Genomic DNA, 21,572 nt, shown 5'->3' on the forward strand with positions numbered 1-21,572 from the left:
GCCGGGAGCTATCGAGGGATAGGTGTGGCACGCGCGCAACTCACCGGCAATTTCGGCGCGCGCGGGTTTACGACAGATTTGTTTCCGACGAAAAGCGCCGCCTGGGACACAAGGGGAGGGGACGGCTATCTCGGCCGTCGTCCACTATGCGCGCGGACCCCGGCGCTGAGGGATAGTATGATCAATCGAACCATTGCACCCCGGTTGCTCACGGGCTCCGCCATGATCGCGCTCGCCGCGGTCGCCTCGCCCGCGTTCGCGCAGACCCCGCCGTCCGTGCCCGACACGGCCGTGACCGACGACAGCGCGGCGGCCACCGAAGGCACTCCGGAAATCGTCGTCACCGGCACCCTGCTGCGCCGCGGCAACCCCGAAACCGCGCTGCCGATCACGGTCGTGACCAACGAATCGCTGGAGCGCGCGGGCATCACCAACACGCAGGACGCGGTCCGCCAGGCCGCCGCCGACGGCGCCGGCTCGATCGGCGTGGGCTTCACCAGCGGCTTCTCGGCCGGCGGTTCGGCCGTTTCGCTGCGCAACCTCGGCGTGTCGTCGACCCTGCTGCTGGTCAACGGCCTGCGCTCGGCCAACTACCCGCTGAGCGACGACGGCCACAACTCCTACGCCGACCTCACCAGCATCCCGCAGGTCAACGTCGAGCGGATCGAAGTGCTGAAGGACGGCGCCTCGTCGACCTACGGCGCTGACGCGATCGGCGGCGTGGTCAACATCATCACCTACCGCCAGTTCAACGGCATGGAGTTCGGCGCCGAAGCCGGCGTCACCGAGAAGGGCGACGGCCACAAGTACCGCGTGAAGGGCCTGGTCGGCTTCGGCGACTACGAGGGCCAGGGCTGGAACGCCTACATCGGCGGCGAGTGGGAGCAGAACGGCAAGATCACCGCGAATTCGCGCGGCTTCCCGTTCAACACGCTCGACCTGCGCGCGATCGGCGGTACCGACAACAACCGCGCGGACGACACGCTGACCTCGTCGACCCCGGACGCGATCGTCACCCGCACCTTCCAGAGCGACCTCAACAACCCGCTGGCGGGCAGCGTGGCGAACGCCACCACCCCGGCGCTGTTCACCTCGCTCACCCCGCTGGCGAACTGCTCGAACGGGTTCTACTCGGAGAACACCTCGGCCCGCATCGGCTCGGCGTGCAAGCATGACCTGACGAAGGAATACATCCAGATCCTGCCGCCGCAGGAGCGTTACGCAGCGGTCGGCCGGTTCAGCCTGCGCCTGTCGGACAGCATTGAGGCCTACGTCGAGGGTAGCTACTCGCACAACAAGGTGGACATCACGCTGATCCCGCGCAGCGTCCGCCAGAACCAGGCGTTCGGCGGTTCGCCGAGCACCTCGACCACCAACCCGGGCATCGTGCTGCCGGTCTATATCTGCTCGTCGGGCGTCAACTGCGCGACCGCGGCCGATCGCCAGCTCAACCCGAACAACCCGTATGCGGCGGCCTATGCCAATGATCCGCAGAACGGTGCGGCGCGTCTCTACTATGCATTCGGCGACGTGAAGGCGGGCTCGCTCCGCATCAACGAACTCTACCGCATCAGCGGCGGGCTGCGCGGCACCTTCGCCGACGACTGGAACTGGCGCCTCGAGGCAGCGTACTCGCGCGACAACCTCGATCTGACCCAGACCGGGTTCGCCAACCTCACCGGCCTGATCAAGGCGATCAACACCGGTTCGTACAACTTCCGCAATCCGGCATCGAACCCGCAGTCGGTTCGCGATTCGGTGCTGCCGCCGATCACCTCGCTGTCGAACTCGAGCGAGTTCACCGTCGACGCCTCGATCGCGCACGACCTGTTCGAACTGCCGGGCGGTCCCCTGCAGCTCGCGGTCGGTGGGCAGTACCGCAAGGAGAAGCTGACCAACCGCAGCGCCAACCCGAACCTCGACGTGCCCGGTCTCTCGACCGCGCAGGCCTACGGTAACCGGGACGTGTACGCGGCGTTCTTCGAGATCAACGCACCGATCATCGAGTCGCTGGAGCTTACCGGGTCGGGCCGTTACGACCACTATTCGGAAGGCTTCAGCCACTTCTCGCCGAAGGTCAGCTTCAAGTTCCAGCCGATCGAGCAGATTGCGCTCCGTGGCTCTTACTCGGAAGGCTTCCGGGCCCCGACCTTCGCCGAATCGAACCCGCTCAGCTCGTTCTCGGGCTTCGTCGGCTTCAATCCGGGCAACATCCCCGCGTTCAAGGCTGCGCACATCGCCAACGCCGGTTACTACGCCAACTACTCGATCGGCCGCGGCTACGTGGGCAACCCGAACATCGAGCCCGAAACCTCGAAGAGCTACACGCTCGGCGCGGTGTTCGAGCCGGTCAACTGGCTGAGCTTCACGCTCGACTACTTCCACGTGAAGAAGTCGAACCTGATCGTGACCGGACCTTTGTCGGGTAAGGCGATCGATGCCTACTACTCGGTGTCGGGCCAGACCTTCGCGTCGGCTGCCGCCGCGTCCCAGGCCGGTTGCGCGGCGCTCGCCGCGGTCGCTCCGGGGTATTCGTGCAACGTCATCGACGGCGCGGATCCCTCGGCTCTCAATGCCCTGCCGCGCCTGCTGGTGCTCAACGCGCCGTACGTGAACGCGAACTTCGACATCGTGTCGGGCCTCCAGTTCACCGCCAACGCGAGCGTGCCGATCACCAATGGCCTGCGTCTGCACAGCCGTCTCGACCTCCAGGAAACCCTGAAGTTCGACCGTCACCTCGACACGGGTGAGGTGCAGGAGTTCACCGGCACGGTCGGTCCCGCGGACCTGTCGTCGGGCGGCGGCACGCCGAAGTGGCGCGGCAACTGGCAGAACACCCTCGACTTCGGGGACTTCTCGCTGACCGCGACGACCTACTACGTCGGCAAGATGAAGGGTGTCGCGACCGACCAGGGCAACCTGGATACGTCGTGCGCCGCGACGCTCTACAAGGACTCTTCGGGCGGCAACAGCTTCTGCAAGATCAAGAGCTTCGTCTACACCGACCTGAACGCCACGTTCGAAGTGAACGAGGACTTCAGCTTCTACATGATGGTCGGCAACGTCTTCAATCGGGGTGCGCCGCTCTACGCGAACGTGCTCTACACGTCGCAGCCGAACTACCTCGCCTCGTGGCACATTCCGGGCCTCGTCGGCCGGAGCTTCAAGGCCGGTGCGAACTTCCGCTTCTAATCGAGCGGCAGATTGTAACAGGAGCGGGCGGCGCCATTGGCGCCGCCCGTTTATTGTGGCGAACGCGCCTCCGCGCGTTCGTCCTCGGCGCTGTTCCCTACGCTACGCTCCGGTGCGCCTGCGGGCGCGCGCCTCTGGTAGGCTACCGCCTGTCGGCTACTTGAGCAAAGGTGCGCTTGCGGGCATGCTGGTCGCAAGCCCGTGCTCTCGCGGCAAGATGTGGGAAGCGATTGCGCGCGAGGCGGTCAGGCTTTTCCAGCCATCGCGGTGCTGGCGGTGGTGAAGACGTTTGCGAGGTTCAGGCCGAGTGCCTGGGCGGCGACGACCATGGCGATCGCGATCAACGCCACGATCAGGCCGTATTCGATCGCGGTTGCCGCGGTTTCGTCTTGTGCCAGCCGCTTGAACACAGTCGCTTCTCCCCTCGCGTCCAGAAGGGCAGGGGGTATCGGCCGATGGTTTAGCTCGTCATAACGGGTGCGCTTAAGACAGCGCTTACCATGTTGGGCGCGTAGAGCGTCAGCTTGCCTGTTCGTAGGCGGCCTTGACGCTTTCCATGTTCGCCTTCGACTGGTTGCCGAGAACCAGGAACGCCCCGATCGCGGCGACGGAGATCAGGCTGGCGATGATCGCATACTCGAGCGCCGAGGCGCCGGTGGTGTCGCTCAATAGCTTGCGGAGCATGGGTGTTCCTCTCGGCGGCGGGCTTTAGCGCAATAGGGTAAGCGGCGGGTTAACCGTGATCCCGGGGCATTTGCCGAGGGGGACATCTTCCCAACTTCACTTTGCGTTCACCCACGCGGACGGTATAGGCGCTGGCATATGCAGACCCGCCCCAAGCCGTCGACGAACCGCGCTTCGTTCAAGCTCCTCGCCACGGCCGCCGTGATCGGCGCCTCGCTTACCCTCACCGCGTGTGCGGGACGGGGCGGCGGGCCGAAGGACACCGCCTACGTCGCGCGCGATGTGGAAACGCTTTACGCCTCGGCCAAGGACCGGCTCGACCGCGGCCAGCCGACGCTCGCCGCCGCGCTGTTCGACGAGGTGGAGCGCCAGCACCCCTATTCGCCGTGGGCCCGCCGCGCGCAGCTGATGAGCGCGTTCAGCTATTACGTGGCGCGTGACTACAACAAGTCGGTCGAGAGCGCGCAGCGCTTCCTGTCGATCCACCCGGGCAACAAGGACGCGCCGTACGCCTATTACCTGATCGCGCTCTCATATTACGAGCAGATCAGCGACGTGACCCGCGACCAGAAGGTGACCGAGCAGACCCGCACCGCGCTGCAGGAACTGATCCGCCGCTATCCGAGCACCGAATACGCGAGCGACGCCAAGCTGAAGCTCGACTTGGTGGAAGACCACCTCGCCGGCAAGGAAATGGAGATCGGCCGCTGGTACGAACGGTCGGGCAACTGGCTGGCGGCGCAGATCCGCTTCCAGAACGTGGTCGACAACTACCAGACCACCAGCCACGCGCCCGAGGCACTCTATCGCTTGGCGGAAACCAACCTCGCGCTCGGCATCCCCGAGGAAGCGGTCAAGAACACCGCGGTCCTGGGCGCAAACTACCCGGGCAACGAGTGGTACCAGAAGGCGTATGAGCTGGTGCAGAAGCGTGCACCGGGGGTCACCGCCAGCTAGCGGCCCGGCTGCCGCTACCTTGAGCGGCGGCAACCGATTTCCCGTTGGCACTTCGCTGGGAGCGCATGCCCTTGAAATAGTTGGGCGATCTTCTCGTGCGCGCGAACGCGGGGCGTGGGCGAGGTCGCTCTGTGCTTTGCCGCAATCTTAAGGTTACAATTTTTTACCCTTTGGCGGGCTATCTACGGTCGCTGAAACCCGGCGGCCATCGAGGAGGCGTGCGCGCCACCTGCTACGAATGAATACGCAAGCAGCCCCCCAATCCCTCCGCGGACCGCGTCCGGCCGGTGGCTGGTTGCGCGCGCTGTTCGGGCGCGGGTCGGGGCGCAAGCGCGACAACAGCCTGCCCAGCGCCCGCCGCCGCATCGCGTTGTGGGCGATGGCGATCGGCCTGGTTGCCGGGGCGATCGAACTGTTCCTGCCGATCGAGGACTCCTATCGCGCAATTCGTGCGATGGTCCGCGAGCACCCGGCGGATCAAACCGCGGTGGTTGTGTTCGTCGACGATGGCTCGCTCAACGAACTCGGGGTCAACGATCCCAGCCGTGCCGACGATGCCCGGGTGCTCGACCAACTTTTCCGGCTGGGTGCCCGGCGCGTGTTTTTCGACCGCGCCTACGCCGACGCCAGCAACGAGAGCGACGATGCGCAGCTGGCAGCTGCCATGCGGCGCCATGCCGGACGGGTGTTCATCGGCGCAAGCCTGGCGAACGACGCGGACATGCCGAACCTGTTTCCGCATGCACGGTTCCGTTCGGCGGCGGGGATTGTCACGATCAACGGCCAGGAGGGTCCGCTCGGTCTATCGACGCGGTTCCCCACGTCGCTCACCATCGGCGGTGCCGAACGGCGTTCGCTGTCGGCCGAGCTCGCGAACGTGGACCGGCCCGGCGCGTGGTACATGGTCGACTTCGCGACCGATTATAAAACCATCCCGACCGCGCGTTATATCGACATCCTGCGCGGGCGCGGTGAGCTTGCGAAGTTTCGCGGTGCCGACGTCATCATCGCTCCGTCGAGCCGAACCTCGTCGGACTTCCATCCCATTCCGTTCAATACCAAGATTCCCGGCGCGCTGCTTCATGTCATGGGCGCCGAAACGCTGAAGAAGGGCTATCCGATCGACCTCGGATGGCTGCCCGCCTTTCTGGCCGTCGCGGTCTTCGTTGGTGCACAATCGCGCAAGCGGCAACCATCGGCCCGGGCTGCGACCGCGGGGTTCGCCGGACTCGCGGTCATTCCGTTTGCGCTCGATTTTGCACACGTGTCCATCGACGTGATGCCCGCGCTGGCCACGCTGTCGATCGCTTCAGTGCGCTTTGCGCGCCTTGCTCGCGACACTTATCGCGGTTCGACCGGTCTGCAGAACATCGCTGTCCTGCAGCGCAACCGCGCCAACGACCAGGTGGATGTAATCGCGCTGAAGATCCGCAACTTCGCCACGATCAGCGCACTGCTGACGCCCGACCAGATCGAGGAACTGCTGGTCAAGGCGCAGGCGATGCTGCAGGCGACCGACGAATCCGCCGAGTTCGCGTTCGACAAGGACACCTTCGTGTGGCTCGCCGCGCGGTTGCGGCAAGGGGACCTTGAGGATCACCTGCGCGGGTTGCACGCGCTGTTCAGCACCAGCATCACCGTCGGCGGGCAGGCGCCCGACGTCGCCTCGTCGATCGGCGTCGATACGGACTACAGCGCGCCGCTGCGCGAGCGCACCGAGAACGCCATCCAGTGTGCTGAAGACGCAGCACACGCCGGGCGCATCTACATGGTGGCCGAGCCGCGGATGGTCGAGGACCGCGTATGGCGCTTGCAGATCCTGTCGGAGCTGGAGACGGCCATCCGCAACGAGGATGTCGACGTATTCTTCCAGCCGAAGATCGCGCTGGCGACCGGCGCGATCATCGGCGCCGAAGCGCTCATGCGCTGGAACCATCCCACCCGCGGGCCGGTCGACCCGCAACAGGTGGTCGGCATCGCGGAGGAGCACAACCGGGTCGATATGATCACCCGGTTCGTCCTCAACCGCGCGATCAGCCAAGCCCGCAGGGCGATCGTGCTGGACCCCAAGTTCAAGATCGCGATCAACATTTCCGCGCTCGATTTGCGTGATCCGATGTTCGTCGGTCAGGTCGAGCATCTGCTCGCGGCCTACCGCTTCCCGGCGGCGAACATGGTGCTCGAGATCACCGAGACGGCGCCGATCGAGAACGACGAGATTATCGCCAACGCGCTGACCGGCCTCAAGCGGTTGGGCGTCCGCCTGTCGGTCGACGACTTCGGCATCGGGCATGCCTCGCTGCATTACCTGCGGCGCATCCCGGCGGACGAGGTGAAGATCGACCGCAGCTTCGTCACCCTGATGGATTCGTCGATCGAGGATCGCGCATTGGTGCGGACTTCGATCGAGATGATCCATTCGCTGGGCCGAACGGCCGTGGCTGAAGGCGTCGAAAACCAGGCGGTGGTCGATCTACTGCGCGAAATGGGGTGCGACGCCGCGCAGGGCTATTTCTTCGCCAAGGCGCTGCCGATGGACGAACTGCTACCGCGCATAGGGGAACACACTATCGCTGCTTAACCCCTTGCAAACCATTTACGATCTGTTAACTGTCACTGTTGAGACGTTCGTCGCAACAGGAGGCAGTGATGTCGATTTGGAAATTCTGGAACGACGTTTTCGGCGGCCGCTAAGCCTCCGGAAATGCTTGAAAAGCCCCGGTTTTTCCGGGGCTTTTTGATTCCGGGGCGAGGCCCTCTCGATCCCCTCTCCAAAGATAATAGTTAACGAAAAACGAATCGGTACTGTGGCAGCGCCAAGTATTACGCCGCCTTTTTCAGCTTCTCCTGCCGCCGCACGATCCCGCTCAGGCCCTTGGTGAGCTGGAACAGGCCGTTCAGACGGCTCTGCGGATCGCCCCACGCGCGGCTCAGCACCAGCTTCATGTCCGGGCGCAGCTTGGCGTCGCCACCGACGCGCTCGACCCAGCCGAGCAGGCCGTCGGGATCGGGGAAGCTGTCCTTATGGAAGGTCACCAGCGTGCCGCGGGCGCCGACGTCGATCTTGGCGATGTTGGCGACGATCGCCTGGTGTTTGATCTCGATCAGCTTGACGAGGTTCGCCGTCGGAGCGGGCAGGGGGCCGAAGCGGTCGATCATCTCGGCCGCCAGCGCTTCGATCTCGCCCTGGTCGCGCGCGTCGTTGAGGCGGCGGTAGAGGCCCATGCGGACGGTGAGGTCGGGCACGTAGTCCTCGGGGATCATGATCGGTGCATCGACCGTGATCTGCGGGCTCGGCCCGGCTTCGCGCTCGACACCCATGTCACCTGCCTTGGCGGCGAGGATCGCGTCCTCCAGCATCGACTGGTAGAGCTCGAACCCAACCTCGCGGATGTGGCCCGATTGCTCATCGCCGAGCAGGTTGCCCGCGCCGCGGATGTCCAGATCGTGGCTGGCGAGCTGGAAGCCGGCGCCCAGGCTGTCGAGATCGCCCAGCACCTTAAGCCGCTTCTCCGCCACTTCATTGAGCGCGGTGTCCTTGGGCGTGGTCAGGTAAGCATAAGCGCGCAGCTTCGACCGGCCGACGCGGCCGCGCAGCTGGTAGAGCTGCGCGAGGCCGAAGCGGTCGGCGCGGTGGATGACGATGGTGTTGGCGCTCGGGATATCGAGCCCGCTCTCGACGATCGTGGTCGACAGCAGCACCTCGTACTTGCCCTCGTAGAACGCGCTCATTCTTTCCTCGACCTCGGTCGGGGACATCTGACCGTGCGCGCTGATCGCCTTCACTTCGGGGACGTGCTTCTTCAGCCAGTCCTCGACTTCGGGCATGTCCTTGATGCGGGGGACGACGATGAAGCTCTGGCCGCCGCGGTGATGCTCGCGCAGCAGCGCCTCGCGCATGACCATGTCGTCCCATTCCATCACGTAAGTGCGCACCGCGAGGCGGTCGACGGGCGGGGTCTGGATGGTTGAGAGTTCGCGCAACCCGCTCATCGCCATCTGCAGCGTGCGCGGAATGGGCGTGGCGGTGAGGGTGAGCACGTGCACGTCGGCGCGGAGCTGCTTGAGCTTCTCCTTGTGGGTGACGCCGAAGCGCTGCTCCTCGTCGACCACCACCAGGCCGAGGTTCTTGAACTGGGTCGACTTGGACAGGATCGCGTGGGTGCCGACGACAACATCGATGTCGCCCGAGGCAAGGCCCTCGCGGGTCTCGGCCATTTCCTTCGACGAGACGAGGCGGCTGAGGCGGCCGACCTTGAGCGGGAAGCCGGAGAAGCGCGCGGCGAAGTTCTCGTAGTGCTGGCGGGCGAGCAGGGTGGTAGGGGCGACAACCGCCACCTGCTTGCCGCTCATCGCGGTGGCGAAGGCGGCGCGCAGCGCGACCTCGGTCTTGCCGAAGCCGACGTCGCCGCAGACGAGTCGGTCCATCGGCGCGCCGCTGGCGAGATCGGACAGCACCTCGAAGATCGCGCGGTCCTGGTCGTCGGTCTCCTCCCATGGGAAGCGATCGACAAAGGGCATAAAGCTGGCCTCGTCGACCTCTACCACCGGCGCCTTGCGCAGCGCGCGCGCGGCTGCGGTGCGCAGGAGCTCGTGCGCGATCTCGCGGATGCGCTCCTTGAGGCGGCTTCGGCGCTTCTGCCACGCCTCGCCGCCGAGCCGGTCGAGGCCGACCGATTCCTCGCTCGAACCGTAGCGGCTCAGGACCTCGAGGTTCTCAACCGGCACGTAGAGCTTATCGCCGCCCGCGTATTCGAGCATCACGCAGTCGTGCTGCGACTTGCCGACCGGGATCGCTTCGAGGCCGAGGTACTTGCCGATGCCGTGGTCGATGTGGACCACCAGATCGCCGGCGTTGAGCGCCTGCAGTTCGGCGAGGAAGGCGTCGGCGCTCTTGCGGCGTTTCTTGCGGCGGACCAATCGGTCGCCGAGCAGGTCGGCCTCGGTGACGAGGTCGATCTCATCGTTCGCGAACCCGGTCTCAAGCGGGACGACCAGCGCGGTCGGCTTGCCCTTGGCCGATAGCCCGAGCGCTTCCTGCCAGCTTTCCGCCAGCTCCATCGGCGCGCCCGCTTCGCCGATGATCGAAGCTATGCGGGCGCGGCTGCCCTTGGAGTAGAGCGCCAGCAGCGGGCGCTTGCCGGCCTTGCCCGCCGCCTTGAGGTGGTCGGCGGCGGCGGCGTAGATGCTGCCGCCTTCGCCGCTCGCCTGCCGCGCGCGCTCGGGCGCGAAGTCGCGGCCCGACTGGAAGGCGAAGTCGATCACGTTCGCGCTCTCGGGCTCGGCGAAGATCGAGGCGCGGTGGACCGGGCGGTCCTTGAGCGCGGCCTGGAACTCGTCGGCCGACAAGTACAATGCGTCTTCGGCCAGCGGGCGGTAGCTGCCGCTTTCGCGCTGTGTGTGATAGTCGGCGATGTCGGTCAGCCGCTCATCCGCAGCAGTGAGCGCGCCGCCGTCGATCACCATCAGGTCATTGTCGGCGAGATGGTCGAACAGCGTCGAGAGGCGCTCCTCGAACAGCGGCAGCCAGTGCTCCATCCCCGCGAGGCGGCGGCCTTCGCTGATCGCCTGATAGAGCGGGTCCTGCGTCGCATTGGCGCCGAACATCTCGCGGTAGCGGGTGCGGAAGCGCTTGATCGTGTCGTCGTCGAGCAGCGCTTCGCTCGCCGGCAGCAGCAAGTGCCGCTCGAGCGTGCCGGTCGTCATCTGCGTGGTCGGGTCGAACAGGCGCAGCGATTCGAGCTCATCGCCGAAGAAGTCGAGCCGCAGGCCGTGGTCGAGGCCCGAGGGGAACACGTCGAAGATCGACCCGCGCACCGCGAACTCGCCGTGATCGACCACCGTGTCGGTCCGCGTGTAGCCCTGCCGCTGGAGCACCCCGATCAGCGCCTCGCGCTCGATCGACATCCCAGGCTTAAGCTCACGCACCGCCTCGCGCACGCGGAACGGAGTGAGCACGCGCTGTAGCAGCGCATTGACCGTGGTCACCAGCAGTTGCGATCCGGTCTTGCCTGCCTGCAACCGGTGCAACGCCGACAGCCGGCGCGCGCTCACCGACAGGGCGGGGCTGGCGCGGTCGTAGGGGAGGCAGTCCCACGCGGGGAATTCGATCACCTCCAGCTCGGGCGCAAAGAATTGCGCCGCTTCGCTGACCGCGCGCATGCCGGCTTCGTCGGGCGCGATGAACACCGCGCGGCCTTTCGCGGCGCGGGCAAGGTCGCTCATCACCAGCGGTTGCGCGCCCCGCGGGATCGAAGCGAGCGTCAGCGGCGTCTTGGCGGACAGGATTTTCTGGAGGTCGGGCATCGGGATCCTGTCGGTTAGGCACGCGGCGGCGCCCGCCCGAGAGATTCGAGCGGGTTATTTCTGAAAGCTCAGATAGGGCGAACGCCCGGCATTCCAACCGGTTTCCGGCCCTCAAGCGATATCGACGTAGTCCAGCTTACGCATGGCTTCCATCAGCGGCCCGGCGAGCGCCGCAGGCGGCTCCTGCACGCGCAACGCCCACGCCATCACGTCGACATCGTCTTCTTCGAGCAAGGCTTCGAACCACGCCAGATCGCTCTCGGACCAGCGTCCGGAGTAACGGTCGAAGAACCCGCCGATCATGTAGTCCGCCTCGCGCGTACCACGATGCCACGCGCGAAACTTCGCGCGGGCGAGGCGAGGGGCGAGGGCTAGATCGGCCATGGCGGGCGCATACCCGCCACGGCGCAATCCGTCACGCTCAACTGGCGTCGGCGTCGACTGCGGTGAGCTCGGCGGCGGGCAGGCCGCCCGACTCGGCCTGCGCCTGCAATTCCTGCTTGCGGGCGAGCATCTGGTCGCGCAGGGCGACGAGGTCGATGTCGCTATCGCGCACCTGGGCGAAGTAGCCTTCGCCGCGCTTTTCCTCTTCCTCGACGTGATGCTCGATCTCTTCGGACAGCACCTTGACCTTGGCCTCGAAGAATTCGCCCTGACCGCCGCTCTCCATGATGTCGTTGATCAGCACCTTGGCGCCGTCGTGCTCGACGAAGGCTTCCTTGTAGAGGTCCTCCTCGACCGCATCCTTGGTTGCGGGGTAGAAGATCTCTTCCTCGATCATTGAGTGGATCTTGAGCTCGTTGCAGACCTTCTGCGCGATCTCCCACTTGCGGTTGTCGTCCTTCGCCTTTTCGAACTGGGCGAACAGGTCTTCGACTTCGCGGTGGTCGGCCTTGAGCAGCGCGATCGCGTCGGTGAATTCTTCGGTGGCCATCGGTCGTCTCCGCTTGAGTGGTGTAAGCTTGGTCACTCATCAAAGCGGCGAACCGGCAGACTCGTTCCACGCTAACAATTGTTGCAAACCGTCGGGGGCGACAAACCGCGCGTAAGTTGATTTAAGCGCGCCATGCGCCCCGACGTGCTCAATCCTTTATTTGCCGAAGTCGAGACGCTCGACGGGGTCGGGCCGAAGATGACCAAGCCGCTCGACAAGCTTGGGCTCACTCGTGTGCGCGATGTCGCCTATCACCTGCCCGATCGCTTCGTGACCCGTCGTCCGGTCGAGAACCTCGACCAGGCGAGCGTGGGCGAGCAGGTCGTCGTACCGCTGACGGTGATCGAGCACCGCGCGGCGCGCTCGGGGCGCGGGCCGTACAACGTGCTGGCGCAGGACGCCCTCGGCAACGTCGCCTCGCTAACCTACTTCGGCAAGGCGAGCTACACCGCGAAGAAGCAGTTGCCGGTCGGCGCGAAGCGCTGGGTCGCGGGGCGGCTCGACCAGTATGGCCAGATGCTACAGATCGTCCATCCGGACCATGTCGCGGAGGACAGCAGCGGGCTGTTGGGCACGCTCAACGAGCCGGTCTATTCACTGTCCGAGGGGCTCACGCAGCCCAAGGTCGCAGGCCTCGCCGCGCAAGCGCTGGCGCGGTTGCCGGCGCTGCCCGAATGGATCGAGCCGACCCATTTCGAGCGCACCAAGTGGCCCGCGTGGGCGGACGCGCTGAAGCTGGCGCACAAGGGCGAGCACCCTGCCGCGCGTGATCGGCTGGCGTATGACGAGCTGCTCGCCAACAGCCTCGCGTTGGCCTTGGTCAAAGCGGACAATCGCAAGCGGCGCGGGCAACCTTTGCGAGGTGACGGCAGCTTGCGCGCCAAGCTCGAGCTGCCGTTCCCGCTCACCGGGGCGCAGCGCCGCTCGATAACCGAGATTGAAGGCGACCTGCAGCAAGACACGCCGATGCTGCGCCTGCTGCAGGGTGATGTCGGCAGCGGCAAGACAGTGGTCGCGCTGGAGGCGATGCTGGTGGCGGTCGAAGCGGGTGCGCAGGCCGCGCTGCTCGCCCCGACCGAAATACTCGCGCGCCAGCACTTCGAGACGCTGCGCCGCATGCTCGCGCCGACCGGGGTCGAGATCGCGCTGCTGACAGGGCGCGACAAGGGCCGGGCGCGCGAATCGATCCTGATGGGGCTGCACGACGGCGGCATCCAGGTGCTGGTGGGCACCCACGCGATCTTCCAAGACACGGTGAACTACAAGAACCTGGGGCTGGTGGTGATCGACGAGCAGCACCGCTTCGGCGTGTCGCAGCGGCTGACGCTCGCGAGCAAGGGCCGTGTCACTCCGCACACCCTGGCGATGACCGCCACCCCGATCCCGCGCACGCTGACGCTGGCGCAGTATGGTGAAATGGACGTCAGCCGCCTCGACGAGATGCCTCCGGGTCGGCAGGCGATCGACACGGTGGTGATCAGCGCCGACCGCACGCCCGAGGTGATCGACCGTCTCGCGCGCCAGATCGAAGCGGGCGCGCAGGCCTATTGGGTCTGCCCGATGGTCCGCGAGCTCGAAACCGAGGACATCGCCGCTGCGGAAGCGCGCTATTTGAGCTTGCGTGAGCGGTTCGGCGAGGCGGTGGTATTGGTCCACGGCCAGCTGCGCCCAGAAGCCAAGGACGCCGCGATGGAGCGGTTCGCGCGCGGCGATGCCAAGCTGTTGGTCGCCACCACCGTGATCGAAGTCGGGGTCGACGTGCCCAACGCCACACTGATGGTGATCGAGCAGGCCGAGCGCTTCGGACTCGCCCAGCTCCACCAGCTTCGCGGCCGGGTCGGGCGAGGGAGCCAGAAATCAGTCTGCCTGCTGCTGCGCGGCGAGGCGCTGAGCGAAGTCGGCCGCGAGCGGCTGGCGCTGATGCGCGAGACGCAGGACGGTTTTCGCCTCGCCGAAGAGGACCTGCGGCTGCGCGGCGGGGGCGAATTGCTGGGGACCCGCCAGTCGGGCGATACACCGTTCCAAGTTGCCGACCTCGAACAAATCCAGCGCCTGCTCCCCATCGCCAGCGAAGATGCGCGCCTGCTGATGGAGCGCGACGGCGGCCTCGCCAGTCCTCGCGGGGAGGCGGCGCGCATCCTGCTGTACCTCTTCGAGCGCGACTGGGGCGTGCAATTGCTGCGCGGGGGCTGACGGGCACTGAAGCGGTCCCCGCGCATTAATCCATGATATGGCACGCTTTGTCTGGGGGCTTCTGACATTGCTGCTCGCGGCCTGCGGGCCGTTTCCGCGCGACATCGACGATACGTTACAGGGCATTCACGAGCGCGGCACCATTCGCGTCGGTTTGGTGACCATGCGTGATGTCGACGAGCCGCTTGCGCGCGATTTTCTAGCGCGGCTCCAGCGCGAGTCGGGCGCTCGGGTGGTCACCGAGCGTGGACCAGCCGAACTGCAACTGGCGCGGCTGGATCAAGGCGCGCTTGACCTGGTGCTCGGCGATTTCGCCTCCGACAGTCCGTGGCTGCCGGAAGTCGCCATCGTCGAACCGATCGTCGACCGCCCGGCCGGCGATCGTTCGCTCGGCCTGTCGCCGGTCGCCGCCAACGGCGAGAACCGCTGGGTCGGCGTGCTCGAGAAGACCGTCCGGGATATACGTGAGGATGCCGGCCGTGAGTGAGCACGCGGGTCATCCCGATGCCATCGCGCAGGACATGCGCGCGGCGGTCCGGCTCGAAAAGTGGAACATCTTCTGGACCATTACCTACGTCGGCGCGCTCGGCGCGGCGATGGGATCGAGCCAGGCGATGAAGACCGCGTGGGTTGAGGACATCCTCGGCCTGATCCCGCCGCTCGCTTTCCTGATCGGCGAGCGGTTCGAGCGGCGCGGGGCCGACGGGCGCTATCACTACGGCTACGACCGGGTGAACGGGCTCGGCTTTCTCGTCGCCGCGGTCGCGCTGGCAGCGGTCGGCGTGTTCCTGCTCAAGGACGCGGTCACCGCGCTGATGGCGCAGGAGCACGTCACCATCGGCACCGTCCGGGTGTGGGGACGCGACGTGTGGCTCGGCTGGTTCATGATCGCGGCGCAAGCCTACGCCTGCATCCCGCCGTTCATCATCGGCCGCAAGGAACTGAAGCTCGCCAAGAGCTTACGGGACAAGCTGCTTCACACCGATGCGCTGATGAACAAGGCCAATTGGCAGACGGGCATCGCCGGCATCCTCGGCATCCTGGGCATCGGCTTCGGGTTCTGGTGGGCGGACGCGGTGGCAGCGGCGATCATCTCGGCGAGCATCATCTGGGACGGCTGGAACGCGATGAAGGTCGCGGCGGGCGAGCTGATCGACGGCATGCCGCGCGAGCTCGGAGACGAGAAACTCTCGCAGGAAGCAGACGCCCTCGCCAAGAGCCTGCACCAGCAGTTCCCCGAGGCGAAAGCGATCCTGCTGCGCGAAACCGGCCGCTTCATCCGCGCCGAGGTGGTCGGCGCGCGGCCAGGCGACTTCAACCGCGACAAGCTGAAAATCGACGGCTGCGACGACTGGCGGATCGATTCGATCAGCTTCCGGCCATAGCCGCTCGGCCGCGGCTCAGTATAAAGTCAGCGCTGTGAATCGCCTGCTCGCCAGTCCGCGCCTGCTCGGCCTGATCTGCGCTGCAGGCGCAGTCGCCTTGGGCATTGGCTACCTGATCGCCGCCGGTGCACCGTCCCGATACCCGATCATCAACGCGGCGGCCTTTGCCGTGGGCGCTATGGCTTGGCTCGCATTGCGCGGCCGCAATGCCCCGCGGTGGAGCGGCTGGGTGGTTCTGGCACTGGCCGCGTTGCTGCTGGCCACCGCAGTGGCCGGTGCGGAGCTGAACGGCGCGTCCCGATGGGTTATGGTGGGACCCTTGAGCCTGCAAACTAGCTTCGTCGTCTTGCCCGCCTTGATCGTACTCTACGCGCGCACCACGGACGCGATTGGAACCGCCGGCGTCCTCGTCGCGGCCGCCGCGCTGGCTGCCCAACCGGATCGAGCGATGGCCGGCATGTTGGCCGTGGGCACAGCGGTGATCGCTTTCGGCAAGCCTGGCCGGATGACCGCAATTGCGACCGTAGCCTGTGCAGTTGCCTTCGTGGTCACGCTGTTCCGGCCGGATAGCCTGCCGGCTGAGCCGTTCGTGGAACGCGTGCTCTACACCGCGTTCGAGTCTTATGTGCTCGCGGGAATCGCAGTCCTGCTCGGATCCCTGCTCATTGTTGCGCCTGCCATGTTGGCTCACAGGCGCGTGCCGGAGCAGACGGTGCTGCTGGCGTTCGGCGTAAGCTGGACTGCCGCGATCGCCGCTGCTGCCATCGGGAACTATCCGACTCCGCTCGTCGGTTACGGCGGGGCCGCCGTGATCGGGTACCTGTTAAGCGTCGCGCTGCTGCCTGCAAACGCACGCGAGGCGTGACCGCGATTCTGGTGGATGAGAAGAAAAGAAAGTGGTCGGGGAAAGAGGATTCGAACCTCCGGCCCCTGCCTCCCGAAGACAGTGCTCTACCAGGCTGAGCTATTCCCCGACCGATGTCCGATGCCGTCATCCAGAGGATGGGGCTTCGAGGCAGGAGCGCGCCTATAGGGACGGGTCGGCGGGGTGGCAAGCGCGCAATTGGCGGTCTAGGAACTTCGCATGGCCACCGCCTTTCCGCTCGCCGATTCTCGCACCTCCGAGCATCCGGAGCAGCAGTACCTCGACCTGATGCGGCGTATCTGGACCGCGGGCTCCGAGCGGGTGGACCGCACCGGGGTCGGCACGCGTTCGGTGTTCGGGGCGACGCTGCGGTTCGATCTGGCCGACGGGGCGATGCCGCTGATCACCAGCAAGCGGGTGTACTGGAAGACCGCGACGCGTGAGCTGCTGTGGTTCCTGACCGGCGAGACCAACATCCGCCCGCTGGTGCTGCAGGGTGTGCACATCTGGGATGACTGGCCCCACGCGCGCTACGTCCGCGAGACGGGCGACGACGTGTCAATCGAGCGCTTCATCGAGCGCATCGAACAGGACGAAACGTTCGCCGAACAGTGGGGCGACCTGGGACCGGTGTACGGCAAGCAGTGGGTCGACTGGCCGACCTACCGCTACCGGCCGGACGGGCTCTACGAGCCGGGGCAGGGGATCAACCAGGTCGCAGAGGTGGTGCTCTCCTTGCGCGAGAACCCGGGCAGCCGGCGGCACATCATCGAGGGCTGGAACGTCGCCGAGCTCGACCGGATGGCGCTGCCGCCTTGTCATAAGACCTACCAGTTCCACGTTGCGGACGGGAAGCTCAACGGCCTGCTCTACCAGCGCAGTTGCGATGTCGCGCTGGGACTGCCGTTCAACTTGTGGTCGGCCGCGCTGTTGCAGCGGATGCTTGCGCAGCAGGCGGACCTCGAGCCGGGAGAGTTCGTGTGGATGGGCGGGGACGTGCACCTCTACCTCAACCACGCCGAACTGATCGAGGAGCAGCTCAGCCGGGAACCGCAGGGCCGCCCGCGGCTTGGGTTTGTGCGGCGGCCCGCCTCGATGTTCGATTACCGGATCGAGGATTTCGAGGTGTCCAATTACACGCCGCTCGGCGCGCTCAAGGCGCCGGTAGCGGTGTGACGGGGCTTTCTTGACTCGCTGACCCGCTTTGAAATAAAATAACGCGTTCGCATAACAATGCTGCACTGCGGGAGAGCGAGTTGGCTAACGGCTCAGATGGGACGGGACAGGCAGGGCACAATCGCCCGGCGCTGAGCTTCCACGTTCCCGAACCCAAGTTTCGCCCCGGTGACGCGGTTGATTTCTCGGACCTCAAGATCACCCAGGCTGGCGCGCAGGCGCGGCCCGACGAGACCTGCCCCGCGATCGATACCGCGCCGCTCGCCAACGACCTCATCCGCGTGCTGGGCGAGGACAACCGCGCGCACGGCCCGTGGGATCCGAAGCTCGATCCCGACACACTGCGTCGCATGCTGTCGGTGATGGCGCTGACCCGCGCCTTCGACGAGCGGATGTATCGCGGCCAGCGCCAAGGCAAGACCAGTTTCTACATGAAGTGCACCGGCGAAGAGGCGACCAGTGTCGCCGCCGCAATGGCGCTCGCGGCCGACGACATGGTGTTCCCGAGCTACCGCCAGCAGGGCATCCTCCTCGCGCGCGGCTATCCGCTGATCGAGATGATCAACCAGATCTACTCGAACCGCGGCGACAAGCTGAAGGGCCGCCAGCTCCCGATCATGTATTCGAGCCGGGCGCACAGCTTCTTCACCATCAGCGGCAACCTTGCGACCCAGACCCCGCAGGCGGTCGGCTGGGCGATGGCGAGCGCGATGCGCGGCGACAGCCGGATCGCCGCGACCTGGGTAGGCGAGGGCAGCACCGCGGAGGGCGACTTCCACGCCGCGTGCCTGTTCGCCACCGTGTACAACGCGCCCGTGATCCTCAACGTGGTCAACAACCAGTGGGCGATCAGTAGCTTCTCGGGATTCGCCGGCGGCGAGCGGGCAACCTTCGCCGCGCGCGGGGTCGGCTACGGCATCGCCAGCTTGAGGGTCGACGGCAACGACGCGCTCGCCTGCTATGCCGCCGAGCAGTGGGCCGCCAACCGCGCCCGCGCCAACGCCGGGCCGACGCTGATCGAGCACTTCAGTTACCGCGCCGAAGGGCACTCGACCTCCGACGATCCCAGCCAGTACCGCAGCGCGCAGGAGCGCAGCGAGTGGCCGCTCGGCGACCCAGTGATGCGCCTGAAGAACCATCTCATCGCGATGGGCGAATGGGACGAGGAGCGGCAGGAAAAGCTCGACCTCGACAGCGCCGAGCAAGTCAAGGCGGCGACCAAGGAAGCCGAGAAGAACGGCATCCTCGGCCACGGCCTCCACCATCCGTTCCACACGATGTTCGAGGACGTGTTCGAGGAACTGCCCTGGCACCTCGAGGAACAGGCCGCACAGGCGATCCGCGAAAGGGAAATCAAGTGGCCAGCAGCGTGATCGACGACGCCCCCGTCGGCCTGGCCGACGCGCCGGCGCGCAACATCAACATGATTGAGGCGATCAACGACGCGCTCGACATCATGCTCGGCCACGATCCGACCGTGATCATCATGGGCGAGGATGTCGGCTACTTCGGCGGCGTGTTCCGCGCCACCGCCGGCCTGCAGGAAAAGTACGGCAAGACCCGCGTGTTCGACACGCCGATCTCCGAATGCGGGATCATCGGCGCGGCGGTCGGCATGGGCGCATATGGCCTGCGCCCGGTGCCGGAAATCCAGTTCGCCGACTACATCTACCCCGGCATGGACCAGCTCATCAGCGAGGCGGCGCGGCTGCGCTACCGCTCGGCGGGCGAGTTCATCGCGCCGATGACCGTGCGCAGCCCGTTCGGCGGCGGCATCTTCGGCGGGCAGACCCACAGCCAGAGCCCCGAATCGCTGTTCACCCACGTCGCCGGGCTCAAGACCGTGATCCCGAGCACGCCCTACGACGCCAAGGGCCTGCTGATCGCCGCGATCGAGGACAACGATCCGGTGATCTTCTTCGAGCCGAAGCGGATCTACAACGGCCCCTTCAGCGGCTACTACGACAAGCCGGTCGAGCCGTGGAAAACGCACCCCGACAGCAAGGTGCCCGAGGGCTACTATTCGATCCCGCTCGGCAAGGCGCGCACCGTGCGCCAGGGCGATGCTCTGACCGTGCTGACCTATGGCACGATGGTCCACGTCACCGCCGCGGTATGCCGCGAGAAGGGTGTCGATGCCGAGATCATTGACCTGCGCACGCTGGTGCCACTCGACATCGAGGCGATCGAGGCTTCGGTCGAGAAGACCGGCCGCTGCCTGATCGTGCACGAAGCGACCCGCACGAGCGGCTTCGGCGCGGAGCTCTCCGCGCTGGTCACCGAACGCTGCTTCTATCACCTCGAAGCCCCGGTCGAACGGGTGACCGGCTTCGACACCCCCTATCCGCACAGCCTCGAATGGGCCTATTTCCCCGGCCCGGTTCGCATCGGCGAAGCGCTCGACAAGATACTGGAAGCATAATGGGCCGGTACACTTTCAACCTCCCCGACATCGGCGAAGGCATCGCCGAGGCCGAAATCGTCGCGATGCACGTCAAGCCCGGCGACAAGGTCGAGGAAGACCAGCAGATCGCCGACATGATGACCGACAAGGCGACGGTCGAGATGGAAAGCCCGGTCTCGGGCACCGTGGTTGAAGTCGCGGGCGAGGCCGGGGACGTGATCGCGATCGGTTCAATGCTGGTGGTGATCGAGACCGAGGGCGAGGGGAACGATGCGGCTCCGGCGCCAGCAGCCGCCGCTGCGGCTCCTGCGCCCAAGGCCGAAACGATCGAAGAACGTGTCGAAGCGGAGAACCCCGACGCGGGCGATGCGGACAAGGCGATCGCGGCGGATGTCGCGAATGGTCCTTCGACAAGCTCAGGACGAGCGGATGTCGCTAAGAAGGATCCAGCCCCAGAACCCGCTCAGCCTGAGCCTGTCGAAGGCCGCGCACAAACATCCGCCGCCAAAGTGCTCGCCACCCCGGCCGTCCGGCAACGCGCCAAGGACCTCGGCGTAAACCTGAATGAAGTGCGCCCGAGCGAGGAAGGCCGCATCCGCCACGCTGACCTCGATGCGTTTCTCTCCTATGGCGGTCCGACCGGGCACGCGCCGGCCGGCAAGGCTCGCGCCGACGAGACGGTCAAGGTCATCGGCCTGCGCCGCCGCATCGCCGAGAACATGGCGGCGGCCAAGCGTAACATCCCGCACTTCACTTACGTCGAGGAATGTGACGTCACCGAGCTGGAGCGGCTGCGCGAGCAGCTTAACGCCGCGCGCGGCGACAAGCCCAAGCTGACCATGCTGCCGCTGCTCATCAGCGCGATCTGCAAGACGCTGCCCGACTACCCGATGATCAACGCGCGCTTCGACGACGAGGCGGGCGTGGTCACGCGCCACGGCGCGGTGCACCTCGGCATGGCGACGCAGACCGACGGGGGCCTGATGGTCCCCGTGATCCGTGACGCCCAAGCCAAGAACCTGTGGCAGCTCGCGACCGAAATCCGCCGCCTTGCCGAAGCGGCGCGCGATGGGTCGGCGAAATCGAGCGAGCTGTCGGGCTCGACGCTCACCGTCACCTCGCTCGGCCCGCTCGGCGGCGTCGCGACCACGCCGGTGATCAACCGGCCCGAGGTGGCCATCATCGGACCCAACCGCATCGTCGAGCGGCCGATGTTCGTCTCCGACGGATTGGGCGGCGAGCGCGTGGAGAAGCGCAAGTTGATGAACATCTCGATCAGCTGCGACCACCGGGTGGTCGATGGCTGGGATGCGGCGAGCTTCATCCAGGCGATCAAACGGCTGATCGAAACGCCGGCGCTTCTGCTGGTCAACTGACCCGTGGTCTCTCCCTTCGTCACCCCGGGCTTGACCCGGGGGCGGTGCTTGCTTCTGGAGCAACGCTGAAGGAAAGCACTGGCCCGGATCAGGTCCGGGC

Annotated in this window: 16 protein-coding genes and 1 tRNA gene; 11 read left to right on the forward strand and 6 right to left on the reverse strand. The window is 66.1% G+C overall.

Annotated elements, in window-relative coordinates; all coding sequences use genetic code 11:
* The first annotated feature begins 222 nt into the window (after positions 1 to 222).
* Positions 223 to 3,192 (forward strand): TonB-dependent receptor, encoded by a 2,970-nt coding sequence (locus ELY12_RS03830; RefSeq protein ID WP_241229710.1) that lies wholly within the window; start codon positions 223 to 225, stop codon positions 3,190 to 3,192.
* Positions 3,193 to 3,437: 245 nt separating this feature from the next.
* On the opposite strand, the gene ELY12_RS03835 is transcribed toward ELY12_RS03830, so the two are convergent.
* Positions 3,438 to 3,602 carry a Flp family type IVb pilin gene (locus ELY12_RS03835; protein WP_241229711.1) on the reverse strand — a complete coding sequence of 55 codons (165 nt, stop codon included), beginning with the start codon at positions 3,600 to 3,602 and terminating at the stop codon, positions 3,438 to 3,440.
* Positions 3,603 to 3,711: 109 nt separating this feature from the next.
* Positions 3,712 to 3,876, reverse strand: coding sequence for a Flp family type IVb pilin (locus tag ELY12_RS03840; protein WP_126175389.1), 165 nt, complete (start codon positions 3,874 to 3,876; stop codon positions 3,712 to 3,714).
* 138 nt (positions 3,877 to 4,014) lie between these two features.
* Here ELY12_RS03840 and ELY12_RS03845 point away from each other — a divergent pair, with 138 nt between their 5' ends.
* Together ELY12_RS03845 and ELY12_RS03850 are read left to right on the forward strand one after the other, a co-directional pair.
* Positions 4,015 to 4,833 carry an outer membrane protein assembly factor BamD gene (locus tag ELY12_RS03845; RefSeq protein ID WP_126175390.1) on the forward strand — a complete coding sequence of 273 codons (819 nt, stop codon included), beginning with the start codon at positions 4,015 to 4,017 and terminating at the stop codon, positions 4,831 to 4,833.
* Between the two features lie 238 nt (positions 4,834 to 5,071).
* A complete protein-coding gene (locus tag ELY12_RS03850) occupies positions 5,072 to 7,414 on the forward strand; it encodes an EAL domain-containing protein (RefSeq protein ID WP_126175391.1) in 2,343 nt (780 codons plus the stop codon).
* A 242-nt stretch (positions 7,415 to 7,656) separates the two neighbouring features.
* Here the strand turns inward: ELY12_RS03850 and mfd are convergent, their stop codons facing one another.
* The 3 genes from mfd to ELY12_RS03865 form a co-directional block, all read right to left on the reverse strand.
* A complete protein-coding gene (gene mfd, locus ELY12_RS03855) occupies positions 7,657 to 11,139 on the reverse strand; it encodes a transcription-repair coupling factor (protein ID WP_126175392.1) in 3,483 nt (1,160 codons plus the stop codon).
* 111 nt (positions 11,140 to 11,250) lie between these two features.
* Complete coding sequence (locus tag ELY12_RS03860; RefSeq protein WP_126175393.1) at positions 11,251 to 11,523, reverse strand: FAD assembly factor SdhE; 273 nt, start codon at positions 11,521 to 11,523, stop codon at positions 11,251 to 11,253.
* Positions 11,524 to 11,560: 37 nt separating this feature from the next.
* On the reverse strand, positions 11,561 to 12,073 hold the full coding sequence (locus tag ELY12_RS03865) for a hemerythrin domain-containing protein (protein WP_126175394.1): 513 nt from the start codon (positions 12,071 to 12,073) through the stop codon (positions 11,561 to 11,563).
* Between the two features lie 132 nt (positions 12,074 to 12,205).
* Here ELY12_RS03865 and recG point away from each other — a divergent pair, with 132 nt between their 5' ends.
* Genes recG through ELY12_RS03885 form a run of 4 tightly spaced genes read left to right on the forward strand, consistent with a single transcriptional unit; the run spans position 12,206 to position 16,516 of the window.
* On the forward strand, positions 12,206 to 14,266 hold the full coding sequence (recG, locus tag ELY12_RS03870; RefSeq protein WP_126175395.1) for an ATP-dependent DNA helicase RecG: 2,061 nt from the start codon (positions 12,206 to 12,208) through the stop codon (positions 14,264 to 14,266).
* A gap of 37 nt (positions 14,267 to 14,303) precedes the next feature.
* Positions 14,304 to 14,753, forward strand: a complete 450-nt coding sequence (locus ELY12_RS03875; protein WP_126175396.1) for a hypothetical protein — start codon at positions 14,304 to 14,306, stop codon at positions 14,751 to 14,753.
* Positions 14,746 to 15,651 (forward strand): cation efflux transmembrane domain-containing protein, encoded by a 906-nt coding sequence (locus ELY12_RS03880; RefSeq protein WP_241229712.1) that lies wholly within the window; start codon positions 14,746 to 14,748, stop codon positions 15,649 to 15,651. The genes ELY12_RS03875 and ELY12_RS03880 overlap by 8 nt, the downstream gene beginning before the upstream one ends.
* Before the next feature lie 34 nt (positions 15,652 to 15,685).
* The gene (locus ELY12_RS03885) at positions 15,686 to 16,516 is read left to right on the forward strand and encodes a hypothetical protein (RefSeq protein ID WP_126175397.1); all 831 of its coding nucleotides are present in this window, start codon (positions 15,686 to 15,688) and stop codon (positions 16,514 to 16,516) included.
* Between the two features lie 32 nt (positions 16,517 to 16,548).
* Here ELY12_RS03885 and ELY12_RS03890 read toward each other — a convergent pair.
* Positions 16,549 to 16,625, reverse strand: a tRNA-Pro gene (locus ELY12_RS03890).
* Between the two features lie 110 nt (positions 16,626 to 16,735).
* Between ELY12_RS03890 and ELY12_RS03895 the strand changes: the two genes are divergently transcribed.
* The 4 genes from ELY12_RS03895 to ELY12_RS03910 all read left to right on the forward strand — a co-directional run bounded on the left by ELY12_RS03895 (position 16,736) and on the right by ELY12_RS03910 (position 21,472).
* Positions 16,736 to 17,692, forward strand: a complete 957-nt coding sequence (locus tag ELY12_RS03895) for a thymidylate synthase (protein ID WP_126175398.1) — start codon at positions 16,736 to 16,738, stop codon at positions 17,690 to 17,692.
* A gap of 80 nt (positions 17,693 to 17,772) precedes the next feature.
* Positions 17,773 to 19,065: a 3-methyl-2-oxobutanoate dehydrogenase (2-methylpropanoyl-transferring) subunit alpha gene (locus ELY12_RS03900; RefSeq protein ID WP_126175399.1), complete on the forward strand. Its 1,293-nt coding sequence runs from the start codon at positions 17,773 to 17,775 to the stop codon at positions 19,063 to 19,065.
* A 50-nt stretch (positions 19,066 to 19,115) separates the two neighbouring features.
* The gene (locus ELY12_RS03905) at positions 19,116 to 20,114 is read left to right on the forward strand and encodes an alpha-ketoacid dehydrogenase subunit beta (protein ID WP_206435764.1); all 999 of its coding nucleotides are present in this window, start codon (positions 19,116 to 19,118) and stop codon (positions 20,112 to 20,114) included.
* Complete coding sequence (locus ELY12_RS03910; protein ID WP_126175400.1) at positions 20,114 to 21,472, forward strand: dihydrolipoamide acetyltransferase family protein; 1,359 nt, start codon at positions 20,114 to 20,116, stop codon at positions 21,470 to 21,472. Before ELY12_RS03905 ends, ELY12_RS03910 begins: the two co-directional genes overlap by 1 nt.
* Positions 21,473 to 21,572 lie beyond the last annotated feature (100 nt).

This window comes from Tsuneonella rigui (assembly GCF_003958625.1).
Taxonomy (GTDB): Bacteria; Pseudomonadota; Alphaproteobacteria; order Sphingomonadales; family Sphingomonadaceae; genus Tsuneonella; species Tsuneonella rigui.

What these genes read in the sequence shown, in the direction of transcription:
- ELY12_RS03875 (WP_126175396.1), top strand. Translation starts at nt 14,304, where the DNA reads ATGGCACGCTTTGTCTGGGGGCTTCTGACATTGCTGCTCGCGGCCTGC.
- ELY12_RS03860 (WP_126175393.1), bottom strand. Translation starts at nt 11,523, where the DNA reads ATGGCCGATCTAGCCCTCGCCCCTCGCCTCGCCCGCGCGAAGTTTCGC.
- mfd (WP_126175392.1), bottom strand. Translation starts at nt 11,139, where the DNA reads ATGCCCGACCTCCAGAAAATCCTGTCCGCCAAGACGCCGCTGACGCTC.
- ELY12_RS03865 (WP_126175394.1), bottom strand. Translation starts at nt 12,073, where the DNA reads ATGGCCACCGAAGAATTCACCGACGCGATCGCGCTGCTCAAGGCCGAC.
- ELY12_RS03840 (WP_126175389.1), bottom strand. Translation starts at nt 3,876, where the DNA reads ATGCTCCGCAAGCTATTGAGCGACACCACCGGCGCCTCGGCGCTCGAG.
- ELY12_RS03850 (WP_126175391.1), top strand. Translation starts at nt 5,072, where the DNA reads ATGAATACGCAAGCAGCCCCCCAATCCCTCCGCGGACCGCGTCCGGCC.
- ELY12_RS03830 (WP_241229710.1), top strand. Translation starts at nt 223, where the DNA reads ATGATCGCGCTCGCCGCGGTCGCCTCGCCCGCGTTCGCGCAGACCCCG.
- ELY12_RS03895 (WP_126175398.1), top strand. Translation starts at nt 16,736, where the DNA reads ATGGCCACCGCCTTTCCGCTCGCCGATTCTCGCACCTCCGAGCATCCG.
- recG (WP_126175395.1), top strand. Translation starts at nt 12,206, where the DNA reads ATGCGCCCCGACGTGCTCAATCCTTTATTTGCCGAAGTCGAGACGCTC.
- ELY12_RS03845 (WP_126175390.1), top strand. Translation starts at nt 4,015, where the DNA reads ATGCAGACCCGCCCCAAGCCGTCGACGAACCGCGCTTCGTTCAAGCTC.
- ELY12_RS03905 (WP_206435764.1), top strand. Translation starts at nt 19,116, where the DNA reads ATGATTGAGGCGATCAACGACGCGCTCGACATCATGCTCGGCCACGAT.
- ELY12_RS03910 (WP_126175400.1), top strand. Translation starts at nt 20,114, where the DNA reads ATGGGCCGGTACACTTTCAACCTCCCCGACATCGGCGAAGGCATCGCC.